Source organism: Sphingomonas sp. G5 (assembly GCF_052660795.1).
Map to the genome: position 1 here is coordinate 3203545 of NZ_CP109660.1, position 19578 is coordinate 3223122.

Sequence of the window (19578 nt, forward strand, 5' to 3'; positions counted from 1 at the left end):
ACGCCCGCCGCGCGACGGCCTCGACCTCCGACCCTGGCAATCCCCTGTGCTGTCCAAACCATTCCCCCCGCCTGCTCACGAACCACCTGTGCGCGACGTTTTCGCCCCCGGTCGTCGTGCATCCCCCTTACCGCCCTCGAACCGTCCACGTGGACGCTGGAGGTTCCTTTGTCGTTGCTGCCCTCCCCCCTCTCGCAGACCGCCCCGAACCCGACGCCCGAGCCCCTGCTGACCCCGGTCGCCCCCGCGCCCGGACAGGGCTCGACCGGCGTCACCGACACCGTCATCCCCGCCCAACCCGGTACGTCGACCACCGGCGGGTTCCTTCCCGACTGGTCGATCGGCGAATGGCTCGGCTACAGCGGCGTCATCGTGCTCGCGCTCGCCCTGACCGTCGTCGCCACGACGACGCTGTGGTGGATGCTGCACGCGTGGCGCTCCGCCGACGACCTGCGGGCCACGCAGTTCAGTTCGTCCCCGCGCCCCGCACGACACCGCTTCACGCTCCTCGTCCCCGGTCGACACGAGGAAGAGGTCATGGGCCAGACCCTCGACCGCCTCGCTCAGCAGGACCACCCCGATTTCGAGATCATCGCGATCGTCGGGCACGACGACCCGGGCACCGAGCTCGTGGTCCGTCAGGCTGCCGCGCGGCATCCGCACCTCATCAAGGTCGTGGTCGACGACAGCGTGCCCAAGAACAAGCCCAAGGCGCTCAATCGCGCTCTGCAGATCGCCACGGGAGATGTGGTCGGCGTCTTCGACGCCGAAGACGAGGTGCACCCCGGACTGCTCACCGTCGTCGACTCCAAGTTCCAGGAGACCGGTGCCGACGTGGTGCAGGGCGGCGTCCAGCTGATGAACTTCGAGACCAGCTGGTGGTCGCTGCGCAACGTCCTCGAGTACTACTTCTGGTTCCGCTCGCGCCTGCACTTCCACGCCCGGTCGAAGTTCATTCCGCTGGGCGGGAACACGGTCTTCGTCACCCGCGACCGCCTCGCGTGGTCGAGGGGCTGGGACGACCAGTGCCTGGCCGAGGACTGCGAGCTCGGCGTGCGTCTGTCCAGCGACGGCGCGAAGGTCGTGGTGGCGTACAACCCCGAGTACGTCACGCGGGAGGAGACCCCGCCCACGCTGAAGTCGCTCTACAAGCAGCGCACGCGCTGGAACCAGGGGTTCCTGCAGGTGCTCGGCAAAGGCGAATGGAAGGCACTGCCGACTCTGCGCCAGCGCATGTACGCCCGTTACCTGCTGAACATGCCGTTCCTGCAGGCGGCGACCGGACTGCTGATCCCCATCTCGATCGCGTTCATCCTGCTGGTGAAGGTGCCGACTCCCGTCGCCCTCATTACGTTCCTCCCCTTGGTGCCCACGGTCGTCACGCTCGTCGCCGAGGCGGCCGGGCTGACGGAGTTCGGGCGCGTGTACGACAAGAAGGTGCGCGTGCGCGACTACGTCCGGCTCGTCCTCGGGCTCATCCCGTACCAGGTGTTCCTCGCCGCTGCGGCCGTGCGCTCGGTCGTGCGACAGCTCAAGGGCGACGGCAGCTGGGAGAAGACCGAGCACACGGGTGCCCACCGGGATGCCGTTGCTGTTCCGACCCCGACGCCCGCACTCGCGACCGCGACGATGGAGGCGACCCGATGACCTCCACCCTCGATCGCACGTTCCCCGCCCCCGCCTCCCGTCGCGCCGAGCGGGTGTCCGAGACCCGACAGCCCCGGTGGCGCGACCGTCTGATCGATGCCGCATGGCTTCTGCCGCCGCTGCTCATCGGCATCCTGGTCAACGCCCTCAATCTGGGCGGCTCGCCCCAGCGCATCGACGACGAGGGCACCTACACCGCCCAGGCGTGGAGCCTCGGCAATCTGGGCGAGCTGACGCACTACACCTACTGGTACGACCATCCGCCCCTCGGATGGATCCAGATCGCCGCGTGGGCGGGGCTCACCGACGCGTGGGACCGCTACGACGTCGCGGTCATCGCCGCTCGCGAGGCGATGCTCGCGGCGACGGCGATCGCCGCGGTGCTGCTGTGGTGCCTCGTGCGCCGCATCGGGTTCGCCCGGCTCACGGCATCCGTCGCCGTGGCGATCTTCCTACTGTCGCCGCTGGCCGTGCAGTTCCACCGTCAGGTGTACCTCGACAACATCGCGACCGCGTGGCTGCTGGCTGCGCTGCTGCTCGCGATGAGCCGGCGCGCCCAGCTGATCGGCTACATCGGTGCGGCGGCGGCCCTGGGCGTGGCCGTCCTCACGAAAGAGACCTACCTGCTCGCGCTCCCGCTGGTGGCGTGGCTCATGTGGCGCGGCGCCGATCGCACCACCCGTCGATACACGCTGTCGGTCGCGGCATCCGTGCTCGGCCTGATCGGCCTGACCTACGTGGCGTTCGCCCTGGTGAAAGGCGAGGTGACCCCGGCACCGGGTCGGGTGAGCCTATGGGACGGGCTGGCCTTCCAGCTGTCGTCTCGAGAGGGGAGCGGCTCGCTCTTCGACCCCGAGAGCCTCATGTCGCGCACCGTCGGCCTGTGGTGGCAACTCGACGCCGTGCTCATCGTGACCGCGCTCGCCGCCGCCGTCGCCGCGCTGTTCGTGCGGCGCCTTCGCCCGTGGGCGATCGCGCTGCTCGCCCTGACGGCGTTCATGTTCCGCGGGGGCTACCTGCCCGTGCCTTACGTCATCATGCTGCTGCCGTTCGCCGCGATCGTCGTCGCCGGCATGGGTCAGCGGGCACTCGAAGCGCTGCGCTCGAACGCCGTGCTGCAGCGGTTCACCGGTGTCGCGCTGGCTTCCGGCCTGATCGTGGCGCTCTGTGCGGCGGGACCCCTCTGGGCCGCGCAACTGCGAGGCTTCCTGCTCGCAGACCTCGATCGACCGCTCCGCGACGCGGAGGCCTGGATGACCCAGAACGCGCCCGGAGATGCGCGCATGCTCGTCGACGACGCGATGTGGGTCGACCTGGTCCGCTCCGGGTTCGATCGCGAGAACGTCGTCTGGTACTACAAGGCCGACACCGACACCGATGTGCAGGAGCTCGCCCCCGACGGATGGCGCGACTACGACTACGTCATCACGACCGACTCGATGCGCACCTTCCCGACCGAGTTCCCGACCGTTCGCCAGGCGATCGAGAACAGTGCAGTCGTGGCGTCGTTCGGCGACGGCGCGCAGAAGGTCGACGTCCGTCTGGTCGACACCGACCAGGCCGCCCTCGCTCAGGCCGCCGACGGCGACCTGTACGCCGCGCGGTCCGTCGCGGGCCAGCAGGTCCTGCGCAACACCGACGTCGGAGTCCCCGCCGAGGAGCAGGATCTGCTCACCTCCGGGGTCGTCGACGGTCGCATCCTGCTCACGCTCGGCCAGTTGTCGTCGTCGGGACGGATCGACGTGGCTGATCTCGCGCAGCTCGAGGGCGACCCCTCGGGTGTGCATCGCCAGCTCGTCGTCAGCGCGTTCGCGGGTCAGGACGCGCGGGGGGATGCCGCCGGGGCCGACGCCCTGCTGCGCTTCTACGAGTCGCTCTCCGGGCCGTTGCGTCCGGTGTCCGTCGAGCGCGGTGACGCCGGTGTGGTGATCACGTTCTCGCCCGACGAACCGGTCGACCTGCTCCCCCGTCCCTCCACCTGATCCTCTCTTCCCCCCACGAAAGGACCCTCATGTTCCCCCTGACTGCCTCTGTTCTCTCCCGTCGTCCCGCTCGGCTCGCCGCCATCGGTGCCACCGCCCTGATCGCGGCGGGGATCGGGATCGCCACCGCTCCCGCCGCGTCGGCCGCTGCCGCCGAGCCCGGCGGGTGGGCGCGGGTGGCGCACCTGTCGCCGGACACCAAGTCGGTCGACGTCCAGCTGACGGCGCTGGCCGGTGGCGCCGTCGTGTACGAGCTCGACGACGTCGCCTACGGCGCGGTGAGCCCGTACATCCCCCTGGCCGATGGCACGTACGTCGTGTCGATGGTGCCCTCCGACGCGGCCGACGGCACGCAGCCGGTCGTGCAGCAGTCCATCGACGTCGCCGAAGGCGAGCCGCTGACCGTCGCCGCCTACGGCCGCAACGCCGATCTGAAGACGACCGTGTTCGAGGACGACCTCTCCGCCCCGGCCGACGGCCAGGCGCGGGTGCGGGTCGTGCAGGCCTCCACGGTCGAGCCGACCGTGAACGTCGACACCGCCGAAGGACGCCCCATCGCCCGCGATGTGCCGGCGGGAGCGGCGACCGATTACGCCGCGGTGCCGGCGGGATCGTGGAACCTCGAGCTGACCGGCGCGGACGAGTCCGCGACCTCGGCCGTCGACCTGCCGGCGGGGTCGGTCTCGACCCTGTTCGTGTTGGACGACGCCCGCGGCGCGCTCACCGCGCAGGCGATCACCGACTCGGCGACGCTGGCCGACATGCCCGTCGGCGGCATCCACACCGGCGGCGGCGGCACCGCGGTCGCCGCGGTGAACCCGATCGGCGTCGGCGCGGCTGCGGCTGCGGCTGCGGTGCTCGGAGTGTCGGCCCTGATCGCGGTGCGCCGCCGCCGCGAGGTCGAGGCGGACGCGTGAGGGGCGCCCGCCGAACGCTCGCGGCCAGCGCGCTCGCGACCACTCTCGGCCTGACGATGGCGGCGTGCAGCGTCCCCGCCGAATCGGGTCCGGACACCGGCGACCGCACCGTCGAGACGGCGAAGGCCTTCCTCGACGAGTACGTCGACGGTGGTCGGGTCGTCCGCACCGACCAGGGTGGCGACACGGTCAGCGAGGGGCAGGCGTACGGCCTGCTCCTCGCCGTCGCCGCCGACGATCCCTCGCGGTTCGACAGCATCTGGGACTGGACGACCACCCACCTCCAGCGCGACGACTCCCTCCTGGCGTGGCAGTGGAAGGACGGGGCCGTCATCGACGAGCAGCCGGCCTCCGACGCCGACCTCGACGCCGCGCGCGCCCTCGTGCTCGCGGGCGACGCCTTCGGTCGCGATGACCTCCGCGAGCAGGGTGTGGCTCTCGGCGCGGCCGTGCTTGACGAGATGACGGTCGAGACCGCGCTCGGGCGCATCCTGCTGCCGGGCCCGTGGGCGACGGCATCCCCCCACGCCTACAACCCGTCGTATGCGTCTCCGGCTGCGTTCGACGTGCTCTCTCGCGCGTCGGGCGACCCCCGGTGGAACGAGGTGGCCGAGGGAAGCAGGGCGGTGACGAGCGCCTTGCTGGATGCCAACCCCCTGCCGACCAACTGGGCCACCGTCTCCGCCGACGGCGCCGTCGCCCTCGCGGGCTCCGCGGGGGGCGGGGGCGAGCCGGCGTACGGCTACGACGCGGCGCGCACGACCATCCGGTTCGCGGAGGCGTGCGGTACGGCCGATCGCGCCCTCGCCGCGCGCGTGGCCGGGGCGCTGCCGGGGCAGGACACGCTCGCCGCCGAGCTCGACGCCGGGTCGGGGGCGCTGACGTCGGATCAGCATCCCGTCGCGTACGCCGCGCGGGCAGCGGCGTTCGCCGCGGAGGGGCGATCCGACGACGCGCGCGAGGATCTCCGGCGCGCGGCCGACACCGCGGCATCCACCCCCACCTACTACGGCTCGGCGTGGACCGCGCTTTCGACGGCGATGCTCACCGACGACGTCCTCGGGGGGTGCCCTCCGCTCCAGGATGACGAGACCGCGGCGGTCGCGACGGGGGCCGGGGCAACGGCGGCGACGACAGCGCCCGGGGTGGGCGCTGCCGGCGGTTTCCAAGACCCGGTCTCTCCCGCGGCGGCCAGCACGGCCGTGCCCGTGCACATCTCGATCCCCGCGATCGGGGTGGACTCGGATCTCATCGGTCTCGACCGTGGGGCCGACGGGTGGATCCAGTCACCGCAGGATTACGACGCGGTCGGCTGGTACGAGAAGGGCGTCCTCCCCGGGGAAGTGGGCCCCGCGGTGATCGCGGGGCATGTCGACTCCCCCACCGGCCCGGCGGTGTTCTTCGACCTCCCGCGCCTGACGCCCGGCGACACCGTATCGGTCCGACGAGCCGACGGTTCGACCGCCGACTTCGTGGTGACCGGGCTGCAGACCGTGGAGAAGAACAGCTTCCCCACCGAGTCGGTGTACGCGCCGACGCCCACACCGCAGCTGAGAATCGTGACGTGCGCCGGCGCCTGGGATCCGGCCAGCGGGCACTACGTCGACAACCTGGTGGTCACGGCCGTCGCGGCCTGACGACCACCTCCCTCGCGCCCGGCACGGTCGTTCCTCCGCCTCTCCTCGACGATCGCCACGGGAGAAGCGCCGTCCGGCGGCGAAGAGAGGTGCGTCAGCTCGCGAGCAGGTCTCGGACCTGGGCGACGATGGCGCGGGGTCGGAAGGGCTTCTCGATGACCTCGTCGACCCCGGTGTCGTACGCGCGTCGCTGGTCTTCGGCCAGAGTACGGGCGGTGAGCATGAGAATGGTGGGCTGGACGATCTCGGTCGCGGCACGGATCTCCGCGCAGGCTTGGATGCCGTCTTTCACGGGCATCATCCAATCGAGCAGAACGATGCGAGGTTGTTCGCGACGAACGGCTTCGACACCCTCTTCGCCATTACTGGCACGGACGGCGGTGATATCGGCGCGTTCCAGCCCCATCAGCAGCAGGCCGGCAATGTCATCGTCATCATCCACGACCACTACTGAAGCTCCCATATGGGATATCTTGCAGCAACATCACCTCGGCAGGCACGAAACCCGCCTCCCCTCGAGCCAGGCGTGGAAAAATGACGCCGCGGGATTGGTGGAACCCTAGGAGAAATACGGTGCCAGAGAGAGCATTTTGGACTCCTTTGCGGCCGAACCAGATTTTCGTACGTTTGCAACTGCCCTTTCTGGTGGGCGTGACGGTCGCCTCGATCGCCACCGTGCTGGCCGTGCCGGAGCTCTCGCATTCCCCTCTCCTGTGGGCGGGTCTTTCTGCGCTGGCCATCGCGTCCGGGGTGTTCCTCCTCCCGAGCAAGCACTGGATGATGACCGCTTGGGTCGTCGTGATCCCGATGTTGGACGTGATCTGCATCGCCGGTGTCCGCACGGCCTTGCTCGCCTACCTCCCCACCGTGGGAATGCTCTGCCTGCTTCCCTTCGCCTGGATCGCGTACCGGTTCCGTTGGCCCGGGCTCACGGTGGTGCTCGTCTCGGGCGCCCTGATCGCGGCGTTACCGTTTGCTCTGGGAGTCCGTCCGGCGACAACGCTGCTGGCGATCGTCAATGTGCTGGCATTGCCGTTCATCGCGACGGGGATATCGCTGGCGATCCACCTGGGCGCGCGGAGTTTCGAGAAGAGACGTGCAATCGCCGAGGAGGCCACCGCGGCGCTGCGTGGCGCCCTGAACGAGTCGAACGAGACGCAACTGCTGCTTCGGTCGGTCCTCGACACGGTCACGGGCGCCGTGGCGTACTACAACGCCCGCGACGAGCTGATCCTGGCCAACTCCACCGCGGAGAAGATGGTGGACATCGTCGGATTCCGGCTGGATATCCCCCCGTTCGCAGGACCTGATGTCCTCGCGGCCGATCGAAAGACACCTATTTCCCTCGATCAGCAGATCATTCCGCGTGCCCTGAGAGGTGAAGTCATCGCCAGCCATATGGAATGGCTGGGCCGGCCCGGGAACCAGATCGCGATCATGGCGTCCTCACGGCGGGTGCACCGTGAGGACGGGACCCTTCTGGGCACGGTCATCGTCGCGTACGACGTCACAGAACTCGCAAATGCGATCGAGGTTCGAGAGGAATTTCTCACGACGGTCTCGCACGAATTGCGGACGCCGCTCACCTCGATCATCGGATACACCGAGGAGATCGTGGACGTCCTCGGAGAGCGCGCGCAGCACTTGGGCATCGACGCCTGGTTGGCGACGATCGAGCGCAATGCCGACACCCTCATGAAGCGTGTGAACGACCTCCTCCATGTCGCCGATGCCGAACTGGTCCTGGAGCGTCAGCAGACGGATGTCGACGTCATCGTGCGGCGCGCGGTCGAGCAGTTCACCGTGGTCGCCGAGCGGACCGGCATCGTGCTCGATACGCGTGTGGAAACGGACCTGCTCGCCGACGTCGACCCGAGGCGTTTCGGGCAAGCCGTCGAGAACCTGGTGGGGAACGCCCTCAAGTTCACCGCCCGAGGGGGAACGGTCACGGTCCGCGCCCACCGGCAGGAGAGCGACACGATCTGCGTCTCGGTGGCCGATACGGGTATCGGAATGACCCCGGACGAGCAACGCCGTATCTTCGACAGGTTCTATCGAGCTCAGGCGGTCAGAGAGAACGCCCTCCAAGGCATCGGAGTGGGCTTGTCGATCGTGAAGACCATCGTCGACGCGCACGGGGGAAAGATCGCCGTCGTCAGCGCGCCCGGCGCCGGGACCACCGTGCGGATCGACGTGCCGATGAACCCGGCCGTCGCGACCTCGCACGCGCACGCCGTGGCGATCACGCCGCACTGATACGCCTCGCCAGCGGCCGCGTCTGCCCCCGACCGCAGCAAGGCGAACGAGGAAGGGTCGTCTCCCGCGGTTCTTCGAGTCGGGATGCGCGCGTGGTCGGAGTTCGTCGAGATCCGCGACGACGACGAATGCCCCCGGCCGTGCGGCCAGGGGCATTCGGGATCAGACTCAACCGACCGGAGTCGCCTCCGCCGCCGCCTCGTCTTCTTCGGTCGCGACGAGCTGACCGCACGCCCCGTCGATCTCTTTGCCACGGGTGTCGCGGAGCGTCGTCGGGATGCCGGCGTCGTTGAGGCGTCGAACGAACTCGTTCTGCACGGGCACCTCGGATGCCGTCCAGATCGAGCCCGGCGTCGGGTTCAGCGGGATGGGGTTCACGTGCACCCAGCCGCGTCCGCGGGCGTTGAGCTTCTCGGCCAGCAGGTCGGCACGCCAGGCGTGGTCGTTCATGTCTTTGATCAGGGCGTATTCGATCGACACGCGGCGCCCGGTCTTGTCGAAGTAGGCGCGTGCGGCATCCAGCGCCTCGTCGACCTTCCAGCGGGAGTTCACCGGGATGAGTTCGTCGCGCAGGTGGTCGTCGGGGGCGTGCAGCGAGAGGGCGAAGGTCACCGGGATGTCCTCGTCGGCGAGCTTCTTGATCGCGGGGACGAGTCCGACGGTCGACACCGTGATGCCGCGTGCGCTCATGCCGAGACCGTGCTCTTTGTCGACCATCACCCGCACGGCCTGCATGACGCGCGCGTAGTTGGCGAGCGGCTCGCCCATGCCCATGAACACGATGTTCGACACGCGGTCGAGCGAGTGGTCGGAGCTCTTCTTGCCGCCCAGTCCGCCGGCGGCGATGAGGGCGTTGGCGCGCACGATCTGCTCGATGATCTCGGCCGCCGACATGTTGCGGGTCAGCCCCGCCTGGCCGGTGGCGCAGAACGGGCAGTTCATGCCGCAGCCGGCCTGGCTCGACACGCACAGCGTGATGCGGCCGGGGTAGCGCATGAGCACCGACTCGACGAGCGCGCCGTCGTGCAGCTTCCAGAGGAATTTGATCGTGTCGCCGCGGTCGGTCTCGAGCCGGCGCACCTCGGTGAGCAGCGGCGGCAGCATTCCCGCGACGAGCTCTTCGCGGCCGGATGCCGGGAGGTCGGTCATGTCGGCGGCATCCGACGTGTAATGCGTGAAGTAGTGCTTCTCGAGCTGCTTCGCGCGGAAACCCGGGAGGCCGAGCTTCTTGAGCGTGGCGACGCGCTCGTCGTACGTGAGGTCGGCGAGGTGCACCGGCGGCTTGCCGCGCTTGGGGCTGGCGAACTGCAGCAGCGGGCGACCGGTCTCGTCCTTGGCCTGCTGCCAGCCCTCGGTCTTGGGGCGCACCTGGCGGAAGCCGGTGTTCGCCGGGGCTCCCTCGGGGCGCACCTGCCGGGGCGTCGTCGTGCGCACGGGGGGCTGTTCGGTCATGGTTTCCAGGGTACCGGCCGCTCCTGCACCGCGGCTGGGCGCGTCCTCCCCGCGCGAGGGGTCGCTTTCTGTCGCCTGGGGCGGTCCGAAGCGACAGTTGTCGGCTCCTCAGGCGCGGACGCATGCAGAACAACACAGCTCCGGCAGATCCGCCACCCTAAACTGCATCCCATGCCCGGTGCCGGTGACGTCTCCCTCCCGCCCGGCGGCGTGCAGAAGCTTCTGAACAACAACGTCGTCGTGGCGATCGACGGCGACGGCCGCGAGCGCGTGCTCATGGGTCGAGGCATCGGCTTCCAGCTCAAGCACGAGGGCCGCGTCGATCCCGCGAAGGTCGAGAAGACGTTCGTCCTCGAGCAGGGCAGCGACACCGCTCACGCCCAGAAGCTCCTCACCGACGCGCCGTACGCGCTCGTCGAGGCGGTCCTGCACGCCGTCGACCAGGCCGAGCGCGACCTGGGTCGCGACCTGGGGCGCCGGCTACCGCTCGCGGTCATCGACCACATCACCTATGTGATCGAACGCCTCGATCAGGGCATCCGCATCCCCGGCACCTCCATGCCCGAGCTACGGATCCTCCACCCCGACGAATCACGCGCCGCGGAGCGCATGGCGACCTCGATCGCGGCATCCCTCGACCGTGAGCTCCCGCCCGAAGAGGGCGTGTTCCTGACGATGCACCTGCTCAACGCCACGCGCGACGAGCCCAACGGCACCGCGGCCCTGCTGTTCCGTCGGGTGCAGCACGTCGTGCGCACCGTCGAGACCGGCCTCGGCGTCGCGCTCGACACCGAGAGCCCCGACTACGCGCGTTTCATCCTGCACGTGCGCTTCCTGCTGCAGCGGCTCGTGAACCGCGCGATGCTCTCGAGCGGCGACTCGTCGTTCTTCGAGTTCGCCAAGCACCGTTACCCCCGCGCCTTCGGCATCGCCGAGGCCGTGAAGGCCTACGTCCTCGCGGCGACCGGGTCGACCCTCACCGACGAGGAGGTGCTCTACCTCACGGTGCATGTCGAGCGCCTCGCGACGAGCCTGGGCCGCGCCGACGACAGTGGCGGCCCCGACGCCCCGGTGCTATAGTCGCCGTCGCAGGCGTCACACCCTGCCGACGATTTCCGGATTGTTACCGCGCGAGCGGGCAAGACCTGAATCCACATCGCTGACGAGCGATGAACGGATTCGGGTCTTTTTTATTGCCCGAAACACCCGGCAGCGTCGCCACAGAACATTCGAACAGGCCGCATCGATGCGGCGAAAGGCAGGCGGTTCCGATGGCGGATCACGCGAAGACGGCGGCGGGGGTCCTCGCCGGTGTCGGTGGAGAGAGCAACGTCCAATCCCTCGTGCACTGTGCGACGAGGCTCCGGTTCGTGTTGAAAGACGAGGGCAAGGCGGATGCCGCAGCGATCCGCGCCACGCCCGGCGTCATCACCACGGCCCAGGCGGGCGGTCAGTACCAGGTGGTGATCGGCAACGACGTGCCCGACGTGTACGCCGCGATCCAGTCGCAGACCACGCTCGGCGGCGACGCCGAAGGAGGCGAGAGCGGGGCGAAGGGCAACCTCTTCAACCGGTTCATCACGATGATCTCGTCGATCTTCACGCCGATCCTCTGGGCCCTCGCGGGCACGGGTCTGCTGAAGGCGTTCGTCGCCGCCGCCGTCACCTTCGGATGGCTGGATGCCACGAGCACGACCTACACGATCCTCAACGCGCTGTCCGATGCGTTGATCAACTTCCTGCCGCTGGCGCTGGCCATCACCGCGGCCCGCTACTTCAAGGCGTCGGAGTTCACCTCCTTCGCCATCGCCGGCGCTCTGGTGTACCCGACCATCACGGCGCTGAACGGTCAGCCCGACATCACCTTCTTCGGCATCCCGGTCACGATGGTCAGCTACGTCTCGAGCGTCATCCCGGTGATCATCATCGTGTGGCTGCAGAGCTACGCCGAGCGCTTCCTGCTCAAGGTCCTGCCCGGCGCGGTGCGCCGCTTCCTGACCCCGATGATCGTCGTGCTCGTCGCCGTGCCGCTCGTCTTCCTCGTGATCGGCCCGATCTCGAGCCTCGTCGGCGGCGGCCTCGCGGCCGGCATCGGTTGGGTCTTCGAGACCCTCCCGTGGCTGGGCGGCGCGATCATGGGCGGGCTGTGGCAGGTCTTCGTGATCTTCGGTCTGCACTGGGGTCTCGTGCCGCTGTTCCAGCTCGAATACCAGACCACCGGGCAGATTCTGCTCCTCGGCCCCGTGTTCGCCGCCGTGCTCGCCCAGGCGGCCGCCGTCGCCGGCGTGCTGGTGCGCACCCGCAACAAGAACCTGCGCTCGCTCGCCGCTCCGGCCACACTGTCGGGCTTCCTCGCCGGCATCACCGAGCCCGCGATCTACGGCATCAACCTCCCCCTCAAGCGCCCCTTCGCCTTCGGCGTCGTCGGCGGTGCGCTCGGCGGCGCGCTCATCGCGATGGGCGGGGTCTTCTCGAAGGCGTTCGTCGTGCCCTCCGGTCTGGCTCTTCCCGCCCTGCTCGGTAACGGCAACATGATCATGCTCGGCATCGGTCTGCTCGTGGCCATCGTCGTCCCGTTCGTGCTGGTCGTGGTGTTCGGCTTCACAGACCCGGTCGACGCCGCCGCTCCCGCCATCCCGGCGGCCACCACCGACACGGTGGTTCTCAGCCCCGTCGACGGCACCGTCGTGCCGCTCACCGAGGTTCCGGATGCCGCCTTCGCCGACGGCTCGCTCGGCAAGGGCGTCGCGATCCGTCCGACCTCGGGCGCGGTCTACGCCCCCTTCGACGGCACCGTCGTCGCGGCCTTCCCGACCGGCCACGCGGTGGGCCTGCGCGGAGCGGACGGCGTCGAACTGCTCATCCACGTGGGTCTCGACACCGTCAAGCTCGGCGGAGAGCACTTCACGCTGAAGGTGCAGTCCGGCACCGAGGTGAAGGCGGGCGACCTGCTCGTCGAGTTCGACGGCGACGCGATCGAGAAGGCCGGCTACGACCTGATCACGCCGGTCATCGTCACGAACGGCGATCTCTACCCCGACATCGCCGACGCGGCATCCGGTCCTCTCTCGCACGGCGAGACGCTGTTCCGCGCCGTCTCCGTCGATTCCCTCACCCCCGCCCGCTGACCCCAGGAGGCACAGAACATGACGAACACCCCCTTCCCCGACGGGTTCCTCTGGGGCGGTGCCACCGCCGCCAACCAGATCGAGGGCGCATACGACGCGGACGGCAAGGGCCTGTCCGTGCAGGACGTGATGCCTCGCGGCATCTCGGGCCCGCGCTCCGAGACCCCCACCGCCGACAACCTCAAGCTCGTCGGCATCGACCACTACCACCGCTACGCGGAGGACATCGCGCTCTTCGCCGAGATGGGCTTCGGGGTCTACCGCTTCTCGATCGCCTGGAGCCGCATCTTCCCGAAGGGCGACGAGACCGAGCCGAACGAGGCCGGTCTGGCGTTCTACGAGCGCATCCTCGACGAGCTCGAGAAGCACGGCATCGAGCCGCTCGTGACGATCTCACACTACGAGACGCCCCTGCACCTGGCCGAGCAGTACGGCGGCTGGACGAATCGGGAGCTCATCGTCTTCTACGAGCGCTACGCCCGCACGCTCTTCGAGCGCTTCGGCAGCCGGGTGAAGTACTGGCTGACCTTCAACGAGATCAACTCGCTGCTGCACGCGCCCTTCATGAGCGGCGGCATCCCGATCCCCGAGGGCGGCGTCCCCGAGCAGCAGCTGTACCAGGCGATGCACCACGAGCTCGTGGCATCCGCCCGCGCCACCCGGATCGCCCGCGAGGTCGCGCCCGAGGCGAAGGTCGGCTGCATGGTGCTGTCGATGCCGATCTACCCGCTGACGCCGTCGCCCGACGACGCCGTCGCCGTCATGGAAGCCGACCACGGCAACCTCGTCTACGGCGACGTGCACACCCGCGGCGCCTACCCGGGCTACTTCCTGCGGACGCTCCGCGAGAAGGGCATCGAACTCGACATCACCGACCAGGACCGCGACGACCTGACCAACACGGTCGACTTCGTCTCGTTCAGCTACTACATGTCGATCGCCGAGACCGCCGACCCCGCGAAGAAGGTCGCCGGCGAGGGCAACATCATGGGCGGCGTCTCGAACCCGACGCTCGAGGCGAGCGAGTGGGGGTGGCAGATCGACCCCGTGGGCCTGCGCCTGGTGCTGAACCAGTTCTGGGACCGGTGGCAGAAGCCGCTGTTCATCGTCGAGAACGGTCTGGGCGCGCGCGACCAGCTCGTCGAGGTCGACGGCGAGAAGACGGTCGTCGACGACTACCGCATCGCGTACCTCAACGACCACCTCGTGCAGGTCGGCGAGGCGATCGAAGACGGCGTCGAGGTGCTCGGCTACACCTCGTGGGGCTGCATCGACATCGTCAGCGCCAGCACCGCCCAGTTGAGCAAGCGATACGGTTTCATTTACGTCGACCGAGGCGACGACGGCACCGGTTCGCTCGATCGCTACCGGAAGAAGTCGTTCGGCTGGTACGCCGACGTCATCCGATCCAACGGCGCGTCCCTCACGCGCTGATCCCCCTCATCGGATCGGCCCCGGGTCCCCAGGTCCCGGGGCCGATCCCCTTCTGGAGTGCACATGACCCGCATCGCCTTCCTCGACGTCGACGGCACGATCCTCGAGCACGGCTCGGTGATCGCCCCCTCGACGGTGACCGCCGTGCGGAAGGCGCGCGAGAACGGCCACCTCGTGTGGCTCTCCACCGGGCGATCGGCGGGCGACATCCACCCCGAGGTGCTGGCGATCGGCTTCGACGGCGCGATCACCAACGGGGGCGCGTACGCGACCCGCGGCGGCGATCCCGACGAGCACGCCCTCATCGTCGAGCAGCCGATGCCCCGCGCCGACGTCGAGGCCCTCGAGCGCTACTTCGAGGCCCACGGCATCCACTACTTCCTCCAGACCCACGGGGGCGTGTATGCGAGCGCCGGCATGGGTCCCGTGATGACCGCGTACCGCCGCGAACGGCACGAGAAGCGCGCAGCCGAGCTCGAAGCCGAGGGCTTGCCGCCCGAGCAGCCCCTCTGGCGCGAGCCGCGCCCGGTCTCGGAGGTCGACCGCGACGCCGTCGCGAAGGCCGTGTTCGTCAGCCCGTCGACCGACACCGTCGCGCACGCGGCGGCCGCCCTCGGCGAGGGCTTCCACGTCATCCCCGGCTCGATCCCGCTGCCCGGCGGGTCGAACGGCGAGATCGGTCAGGCCGGCGTCACCAAGGGCTCCGCGATCACGGCGGTGCTCGACCAGCTGGGCCTGTCGGCGACGGATGCCATCGGTATCGGCGACAGCTGGAACGACGTCGAGATGTTCGAGGTCGTCGGCACCCCCGTCGCGATGGGCAACGCGGCACCCGAGCTGCAGCGACTGGCCGGTCGGGTGACGACCGCGGTGCTCGACGACGGCGTGCACAACGCGTTCGCGGAGCTGGGCCTGATCTGAGTCCGGCTCACCTCCTTAAGGGTGCCCGCCTGCTCCGCCCGGGGGCTGACTCGCTCCCCCGCCGCCCCCACGCACGCAGGAACGCGATCGACTCACGCGAACGCGAGCACAGCGCGTTCCTGCGCGCGAACGGCGTTCATGCGGGGAGAACCCCCGCGATCAGTCGAGGAAGATGTCCGGGTACATCGCCGCGTCCGGAGTCCCCGGCACGGCGGCGTACGCGGCGAAGTCGGTGACTCCGGCGCGCTCGAGCACGTCCTCGACGATCAGCGTCTGCCCGGTCAGCTCACCTGAGGGCGCGGTCAGAACCTCGTATGCGGCATCCGCGTAGATCTCCGGCGTCCGCGACACCGCCATGAGCCGGTCACCGCCGATGACGTTCTGCACGGCGGCCGTCGCGATCGTCGTGCGCGGCCACAGCGCGTTCGCCGCGATGCCCTCCGACGCGAACTCCGCGGCCAGGCCGAGGGTCGCCATCGTCATGCCGAACTTCGCGAGGCTGTAGCCGGTATGCGCGCCGAGCCACTTCGGTGTGACGTTCAGGGGCGGCGAGAGCGAGAGGATGTGCGGGTTCGCCGCGTCGCGCAGCTGCGGGACGGCGGCGCGCGACAGCAGGAACGTGCCGCGGACGTTCACGTCCTGCATCAGGTCGTACTTCTTCGAGGCGAGCTCGAGGGAGCCGGAGAGGTCGATGACGCTGGCGTTGTTGACGACGATGTCGATGCCGCCGAACTCCCCGACCGTCCGCATGACGGCCTCGGTGATCGACGCCTCGTCCCTCACGTCGCCGACGATCGGCAGCGCCTGCCCACCGGCCGCGCGGATCTCCTCGGCGGCGGTGTGCACGGTGCCGGGAAGCTTCGGGTGCGGGGTGTCGGTCTTGGCGAGCATCGCGATGTTCGCACCGTCGCGGGCCGCGCGCAGCGCGATCGCGAGGCCGATGCCACGGCTGCCACCCGACATGAGGAGGGTCTTGCCGGCCAGCGGAGCGCCGGACGAGGGCGTGCTCATGAGCGTCCTTTCGCGGAGGCGGCGGCGAACGCGGCGACACGCGCCTTCGCCTCGGGGGTGTCGAACGACGCGCCGATCGTGGCGGCCTCGTCGGCGAGGTTCTCGGCGAAGGTGCGTCCCGCACCCATCCGGACGAGGCGCGTGGCCTGGCCGAACGCCGCCGTCGCTCCGTCGAGCCAGAATCGCGCGATCTGCTCGACGCGCGTGACCAGATCCGCGGATGCCACGACCTCGGCCACGAGACCCCAGTCCAGCGCCTCCGCCGCGGTGAGCATGCGGTCCTGCAGCAGCAGCTGAAGCGCGCGCCGCTGACCGATCGCCGCGGGCAGCAGGGTCGAGACGCCCAGGTCGGGCGTCAGTCCGATGTTGGCGTACCGGCTGACGAAGCGCGCGTTCTCGCTCGCGACGACGTAATCGGCTGTGAGCATGAGCCCCAGCCCGCCGCCCGCGACCGCGCCCTGGACGGCGGCGACCATCGGCAGCGGCGCTTCCGCGAACGTGCGGATGCCGTCGTGGATCGCATCGGCGGTCTCGGTGACGTCGATTCCGGACGCACCCGTCGTCGCCATCGCCACGACGTCACCGCCCGCGCAGAACGCCGGCCCCGCGGCATCCAGGATCACCGCCCCCACCGCGGAGTCGGAGGTGACCTCGTGCGCGACCTCTTTCCACCGGCGCGCCATGGGGAAGTCCATGGCGTTCAGGGACGAGGGCCGGTCGAAGGTGACGCGAGCCAGCCCGTTGTCGATGCGGAGCAGGATGCCGTCGGTCATTTCGGTGCCATTCTGATCGCGCCGTCGAGGCGGATGGTCTCGCCGTTGAGATAGCCGTTGTCGACGATCGCGAGCACGAGTCGTGCGTATTCGTCGGGGGCGCCGAGCCGCGAGGGGTAGGGCACCTGCTGGCCCAGCGAGTCCTGCGCGGCCTGCGGCAGGCCCTTGAGCATCGGAGTCTCCATGATGCCGGGGGCGATCGTGACGACCCGGATGCCGTGGCGCGCCAACTCGCGCGCGATCGGCAGGGTCATCGCGTGCACGCCGCCCTTGCTGGCGGAGTAGGCGGGCTGGCCGATCTGCCCGTCGAAGGCTGCGACGCTCGCGGTGTTGACGACGACGCCGCGGTCGCCGCTGTCGGTGGGGCCGGTTCTCGCCATGACCGCGGACGTCTGAGCGATGACGTTGTAGGTGCCGATGAGGTTCACGCGCACGACACGTTCGAAGTCGGCCAGCGAAGAGGGGTTCCCCTCGCGGTCCAGGACCTTCGCGGGCGGCGCGATGCCGGCGCAGTTGACGACGACGCGCAGCGGACCCGCTTCGGCGGCGAGGGCTGCCGCAGCGGCGATCTGCTCGGCGTCCGTCACATCGGCGGCGGCGAACGAGCCGCCCAGTTCCTCGGCGAGCGCGGCGCCGTCCGAGCGGGGGAGGTCGACGATCGTGACGTGGGCCCCGACCGCGGCAAGCCGCCGCGCGGTGGCGAGGCCGAGTCCCGAAGCGCCGCCGGTGACGAGGGCGGATGCTCCTGCGATGTCCATGCGTTCTCCTTCGAAGCTGAAACCGAGTACCACTTTAGTCGAGACTCAGGACCGCGCCGAGCCCCTCTTCTTCTCGACCCGGACTCGCGGCCGGGTGCGGATCGCCGAGGTGGTCGCTCCGTCGACGAGCAGGATCGTCTGCTCGGGCTCCCACCCGTAGTCCCTCCGCAGTCGATCGCTGAGCACGGAGACCGCATCCGGCACGAGGGTCTCGGTGCCCCGCGGGACATCGACCGCGGCCGGGTCGAGGTCGCGCGCGGCGGCACGCAGGTCGGCGACGAGGCCGCGCACGCGGTCGGGGCCGTAGGCGGTGGATGCCAGATCCCAGTCCCCCACGACGACCACCGACCCCGCGGCACGCTCTGCGACATCCACGGTCACGCGCGGTCCGAAGCGCACGCGCACCACGGCCGCACCGATGGCGAGCACGGCCAGCGCGCCGAGGATCGTCGCGGGGGCGAACGAGAAGGCGACGCGGTAGAGCACGGAGTCCCATCCGACGACGAGGCCCACGATCGCCCGGAAGAGCGAGTAGACAGCGAAGACCCCGCTCGTGAGGGCGATGACGCGCAGCGGACCGAACGGCTCGACGCGCGAGTGGCTCGCCACCCACCCGCACGCGCCGCAGGTCACGGCGACGGCGACGGCTTTGGCCGCGAGCGACCCGGGTAGCGGCACCGTCGCGGTCACGAGGGCGACCGCGAGCGCGAGCGCCAGGATCGCGATCGACGTGTTGCGCGCCCGTCGCCCCTCGAGCGCGCTCAGCGCGACGATCAGCAGGGCGGGAGCGAGCACCATCGCCACGTCGCCCAGGACGAGGGGCAGGATGCCGCCCCCCGCGCCGTAGATGAAGTACATGGCACTGGAACCGGCCGCCGTCACACCCGCCACGGCGGCGAAGCGCAGGAACAGCGTCATGGGCCCCGGAGTGCCGATACGCGGCATGGCGATGAACATCACGGCACCCGCGACGGCCACGCTGACCGCGAGTATCCCGAACGACAATCCCATGGCATCCCCCGTGATCATTCTGCCGCCGCCGGGGGCGATCGGCCCGTACGCGCATTCCCTCCGGCCGCGGCCCGCACACCCCGGCCCGTGACCGCATCACCCCGCCGCGGCGCGCGCCTAGGCTCGACGGGTGAATCTCCCCGACTTCCGCATCGAGAAGGTCGACGTCGACGATCCGCGAGCGGTCGCGCTGCGCGCCGTCTTGGACGCCGACCTCGATGAGCGGTACCGCGACGCCGATGCCGAGGACTCCCCCGAGGTCGCCGCGAAGCGCGCTGAGGCGCTCGCGGTCCACGCCGAGCAGGTCGTCGCCACCCTCTTGGCGATCGACACGGCCGACACCCCGCTCGGGCACGTCATCCTGCGCCGCCTCGGCGACGAGTGGGAGCTCAAGCGCCTCGTCGTCGTGGCCGCGGGCCGTCGACGCGGCATCGGCACGGCGCTCACCGCAGAGGTCGTCGATCTCGCCCGACGCGGTGGTGCCCGACGCGTGATCCTGCAGAGCGGGCGCATGCAGCCCGAATCGCTGCGCGTATACGCCGCCGCGGGCTTCACGCCCATCCCCGTCTACGAGCCGTATCTCGAGACCATGCCGCGCTCGCTCTGCTTCGAGTACGTCTTCTAGACACCCGCTCCGCGTCGGGCACCCCC

The 19578-nt window shown here is 69.8% G+C and carries 16 protein-coding genes; 10 read left to right on the forward strand and 6 right to left on the reverse strand.

Features of this window, described 5'->3' with window-relative positions; genetic code table 11:
• Positions 1–174: 174 nt before the first annotated feature.
• Genes NE358_RS15190 through NE358_RS15205 form a run of 4 tightly spaced genes read left to right on the forward strand, consistent with a single transcriptional unit; the run spans position 175 to position 6183 of the window.
• Complete coding sequence (locus tag NE358_RS15190; protein ID WP_258873504.1) at positions 175–1647, forward strand: glycosyltransferase family 2 protein; 1473 nt, start codon at positions 175–177, stop codon at positions 1645–1647.
• Positions 1644–3629 carry a phospholipid carrier-dependent glycosyltransferase gene (locus tag NE358_RS15195; protein ID WP_289939815.1) on the forward strand — a complete coding sequence of 662 codons (1986 nt, stop codon included), beginning with the start codon at positions 1644–1646 and terminating at the stop codon, positions 3627–3629. The genes NE358_RS15190 and NE358_RS15195 overlap by 4 nt, the downstream gene beginning before the upstream one ends.
• Before the next feature lie 29 nt (positions 3630–3658).
• Positions 3659–4546: a DUF4397 domain-containing protein gene (locus NE358_RS15200; RefSeq protein WP_141378249.1), complete on the forward strand. Its 888-nt coding sequence runs from the start codon at positions 3659–3661 to the stop codon at positions 4544–4546.
• Positions 4543–6183, forward strand: a complete 1641-nt coding sequence (locus NE358_RS15205) for a class F sortase (RefSeq protein WP_289939816.1) — start codon at positions 4543–4545, stop codon at positions 6181–6183. The genes NE358_RS15200 and NE358_RS15205 overlap by 4 nt, the downstream gene beginning before the upstream one ends.
• Before the next feature lie 94 nt (positions 6184–6277).
• On the opposite strand, the gene NE358_RS15210 is transcribed toward NE358_RS15205, so the two are convergent.
• Positions 6278–6625 carry a response regulator transcription factor gene (locus NE358_RS15210; RefSeq protein ID WP_246078331.1) on the reverse strand — a complete coding sequence of 116 codons (348 nt, stop codon included), beginning with the start codon at positions 6623–6625 and terminating at the stop codon, positions 6278–6280.
• Between the two features lie 131 nt (positions 6626–6756).
• Between NE358_RS15210 and NE358_RS15215 the strand changes: the two genes are divergently transcribed.
• The gene (locus NE358_RS15215) at positions 6757–8439 is read left to right on the forward strand and encodes a sensor histidine kinase (RefSeq protein ID WP_289939818.1); all 1683 of its coding nucleotides are present in this window, start codon (positions 6757–6759) and stop codon (positions 8437–8439) included.
• A 168-nt stretch (positions 8440–8607) separates the two neighbouring features.
• Here the strand turns inward: NE358_RS15215 and rlmN are convergent, their stop codons facing one another.
• Positions 8608–9891 (reverse strand): dual-specificity RNA methyltransferase RlmN, encoded by a 1284-nt coding sequence (gene rlmN / locus NE358_RS15220; protein ID WP_289939820.1) that lies wholly within the window; start codon positions 9889–9891, stop codon positions 8608–8610.
• Positions 9892–10062: 171 nt separating this feature from the next.
• On the opposite strand from rlmN, the gene NE358_RS15225 reads away from it, so the two are divergent.
• From NE358_RS15225 to NE358_RS15240, 4 genes are all read left to right on the forward strand, one after another.
• Entirely contained in the window at positions 10063–10971 is a 909-nt protein-coding gene (locus NE358_RS15225) for a PRD domain-containing protein (RefSeq protein WP_103208169.1), read from the forward strand.
• 191 nt (positions 10972–11162) lie between these two features.
• Positions 11163–13019, forward strand: a complete 1857-nt coding sequence (locus NE358_RS15230) for a beta-glucoside-specific PTS transporter subunit IIABC (RefSeq protein WP_289939823.1) — start codon at positions 11163–11165, stop codon at positions 13017–13019.
• Between the two features lie 18 nt (positions 13020–13037).
• On the forward strand, positions 13038–14453 hold the full coding sequence (locus tag NE358_RS15235) for a glycoside hydrolase family 1 protein (protein ID WP_289939825.1): 1416 nt from the start codon (positions 13038–13040) through the stop codon (positions 14451–14453).
• 63 nt (positions 14454–14516) lie between these two features.
• On the forward strand, positions 14517–15374 hold the full coding sequence (locus tag NE358_RS15240) for a Cof-type HAD-IIB family hydrolase (protein WP_289939826.1): 858 nt from the start codon (positions 14517–14519) through the stop codon (positions 15372–15374).
• Between the two features lie 159 nt (positions 15375–15533).
• On the opposite strand, the gene NE358_RS15245 is transcribed toward NE358_RS15240, so the two are convergent.
• From NE358_RS15245 to NE358_RS15260, 4 genes are read right to left on the reverse strand one after another with little or no spacing between them, the layout of a single operon-like run.
• On the reverse strand, positions 15534–16385 hold the full coding sequence (locus NE358_RS15245) for an SDR family oxidoreductase (protein WP_289939828.1): 852 nt from the start codon (positions 16383–16385) through the stop codon (positions 15534–15536).
• Positions 16382–17158 carry an enoyl-CoA hydratase/isomerase family protein gene (locus NE358_RS15250; RefSeq protein ID WP_103208156.1) on the reverse strand — a complete coding sequence of 259 codons (777 nt, stop codon included), beginning with the start codon at positions 17156–17158 and terminating at the stop codon, positions 16382–16384. Before NE358_RS15250 ends, NE358_RS15245 begins: the two co-directional genes overlap by 4 nt.
• Positions 17155–17916, reverse strand: coding sequence for an SDR family NAD(P)-dependent oxidoreductase (locus tag NE358_RS15255; RefSeq protein WP_289939831.1), 762 nt, complete (start codon positions 17914–17916; stop codon positions 17155–17157). Before NE358_RS15255 ends, NE358_RS15250 begins: the two co-directional genes overlap by 4 nt.
• A gap of 45 nt (positions 17917–17961) precedes the next feature.
• Positions 17962–18927, reverse strand: coding sequence for a hypothetical protein (locus tag NE358_RS15260; protein WP_289939833.1), 966 nt, complete (start codon positions 18925–18927; stop codon positions 17962–17964).
• Positions 18928–19057: 130 nt separating this feature from the next.
• Between NE358_RS15260 and NE358_RS15265 the strand changes: the two genes are divergently transcribed.
• Positions 19058–19552, forward strand: coding sequence for a GNAT family N-acetyltransferase (locus NE358_RS15265; RefSeq protein WP_141378257.1), 495 nt, complete (start codon positions 19058–19060; stop codon positions 19550–19552).
• The last annotated feature ends 26 nt before the right edge of the window (positions 19553–19578 follow it).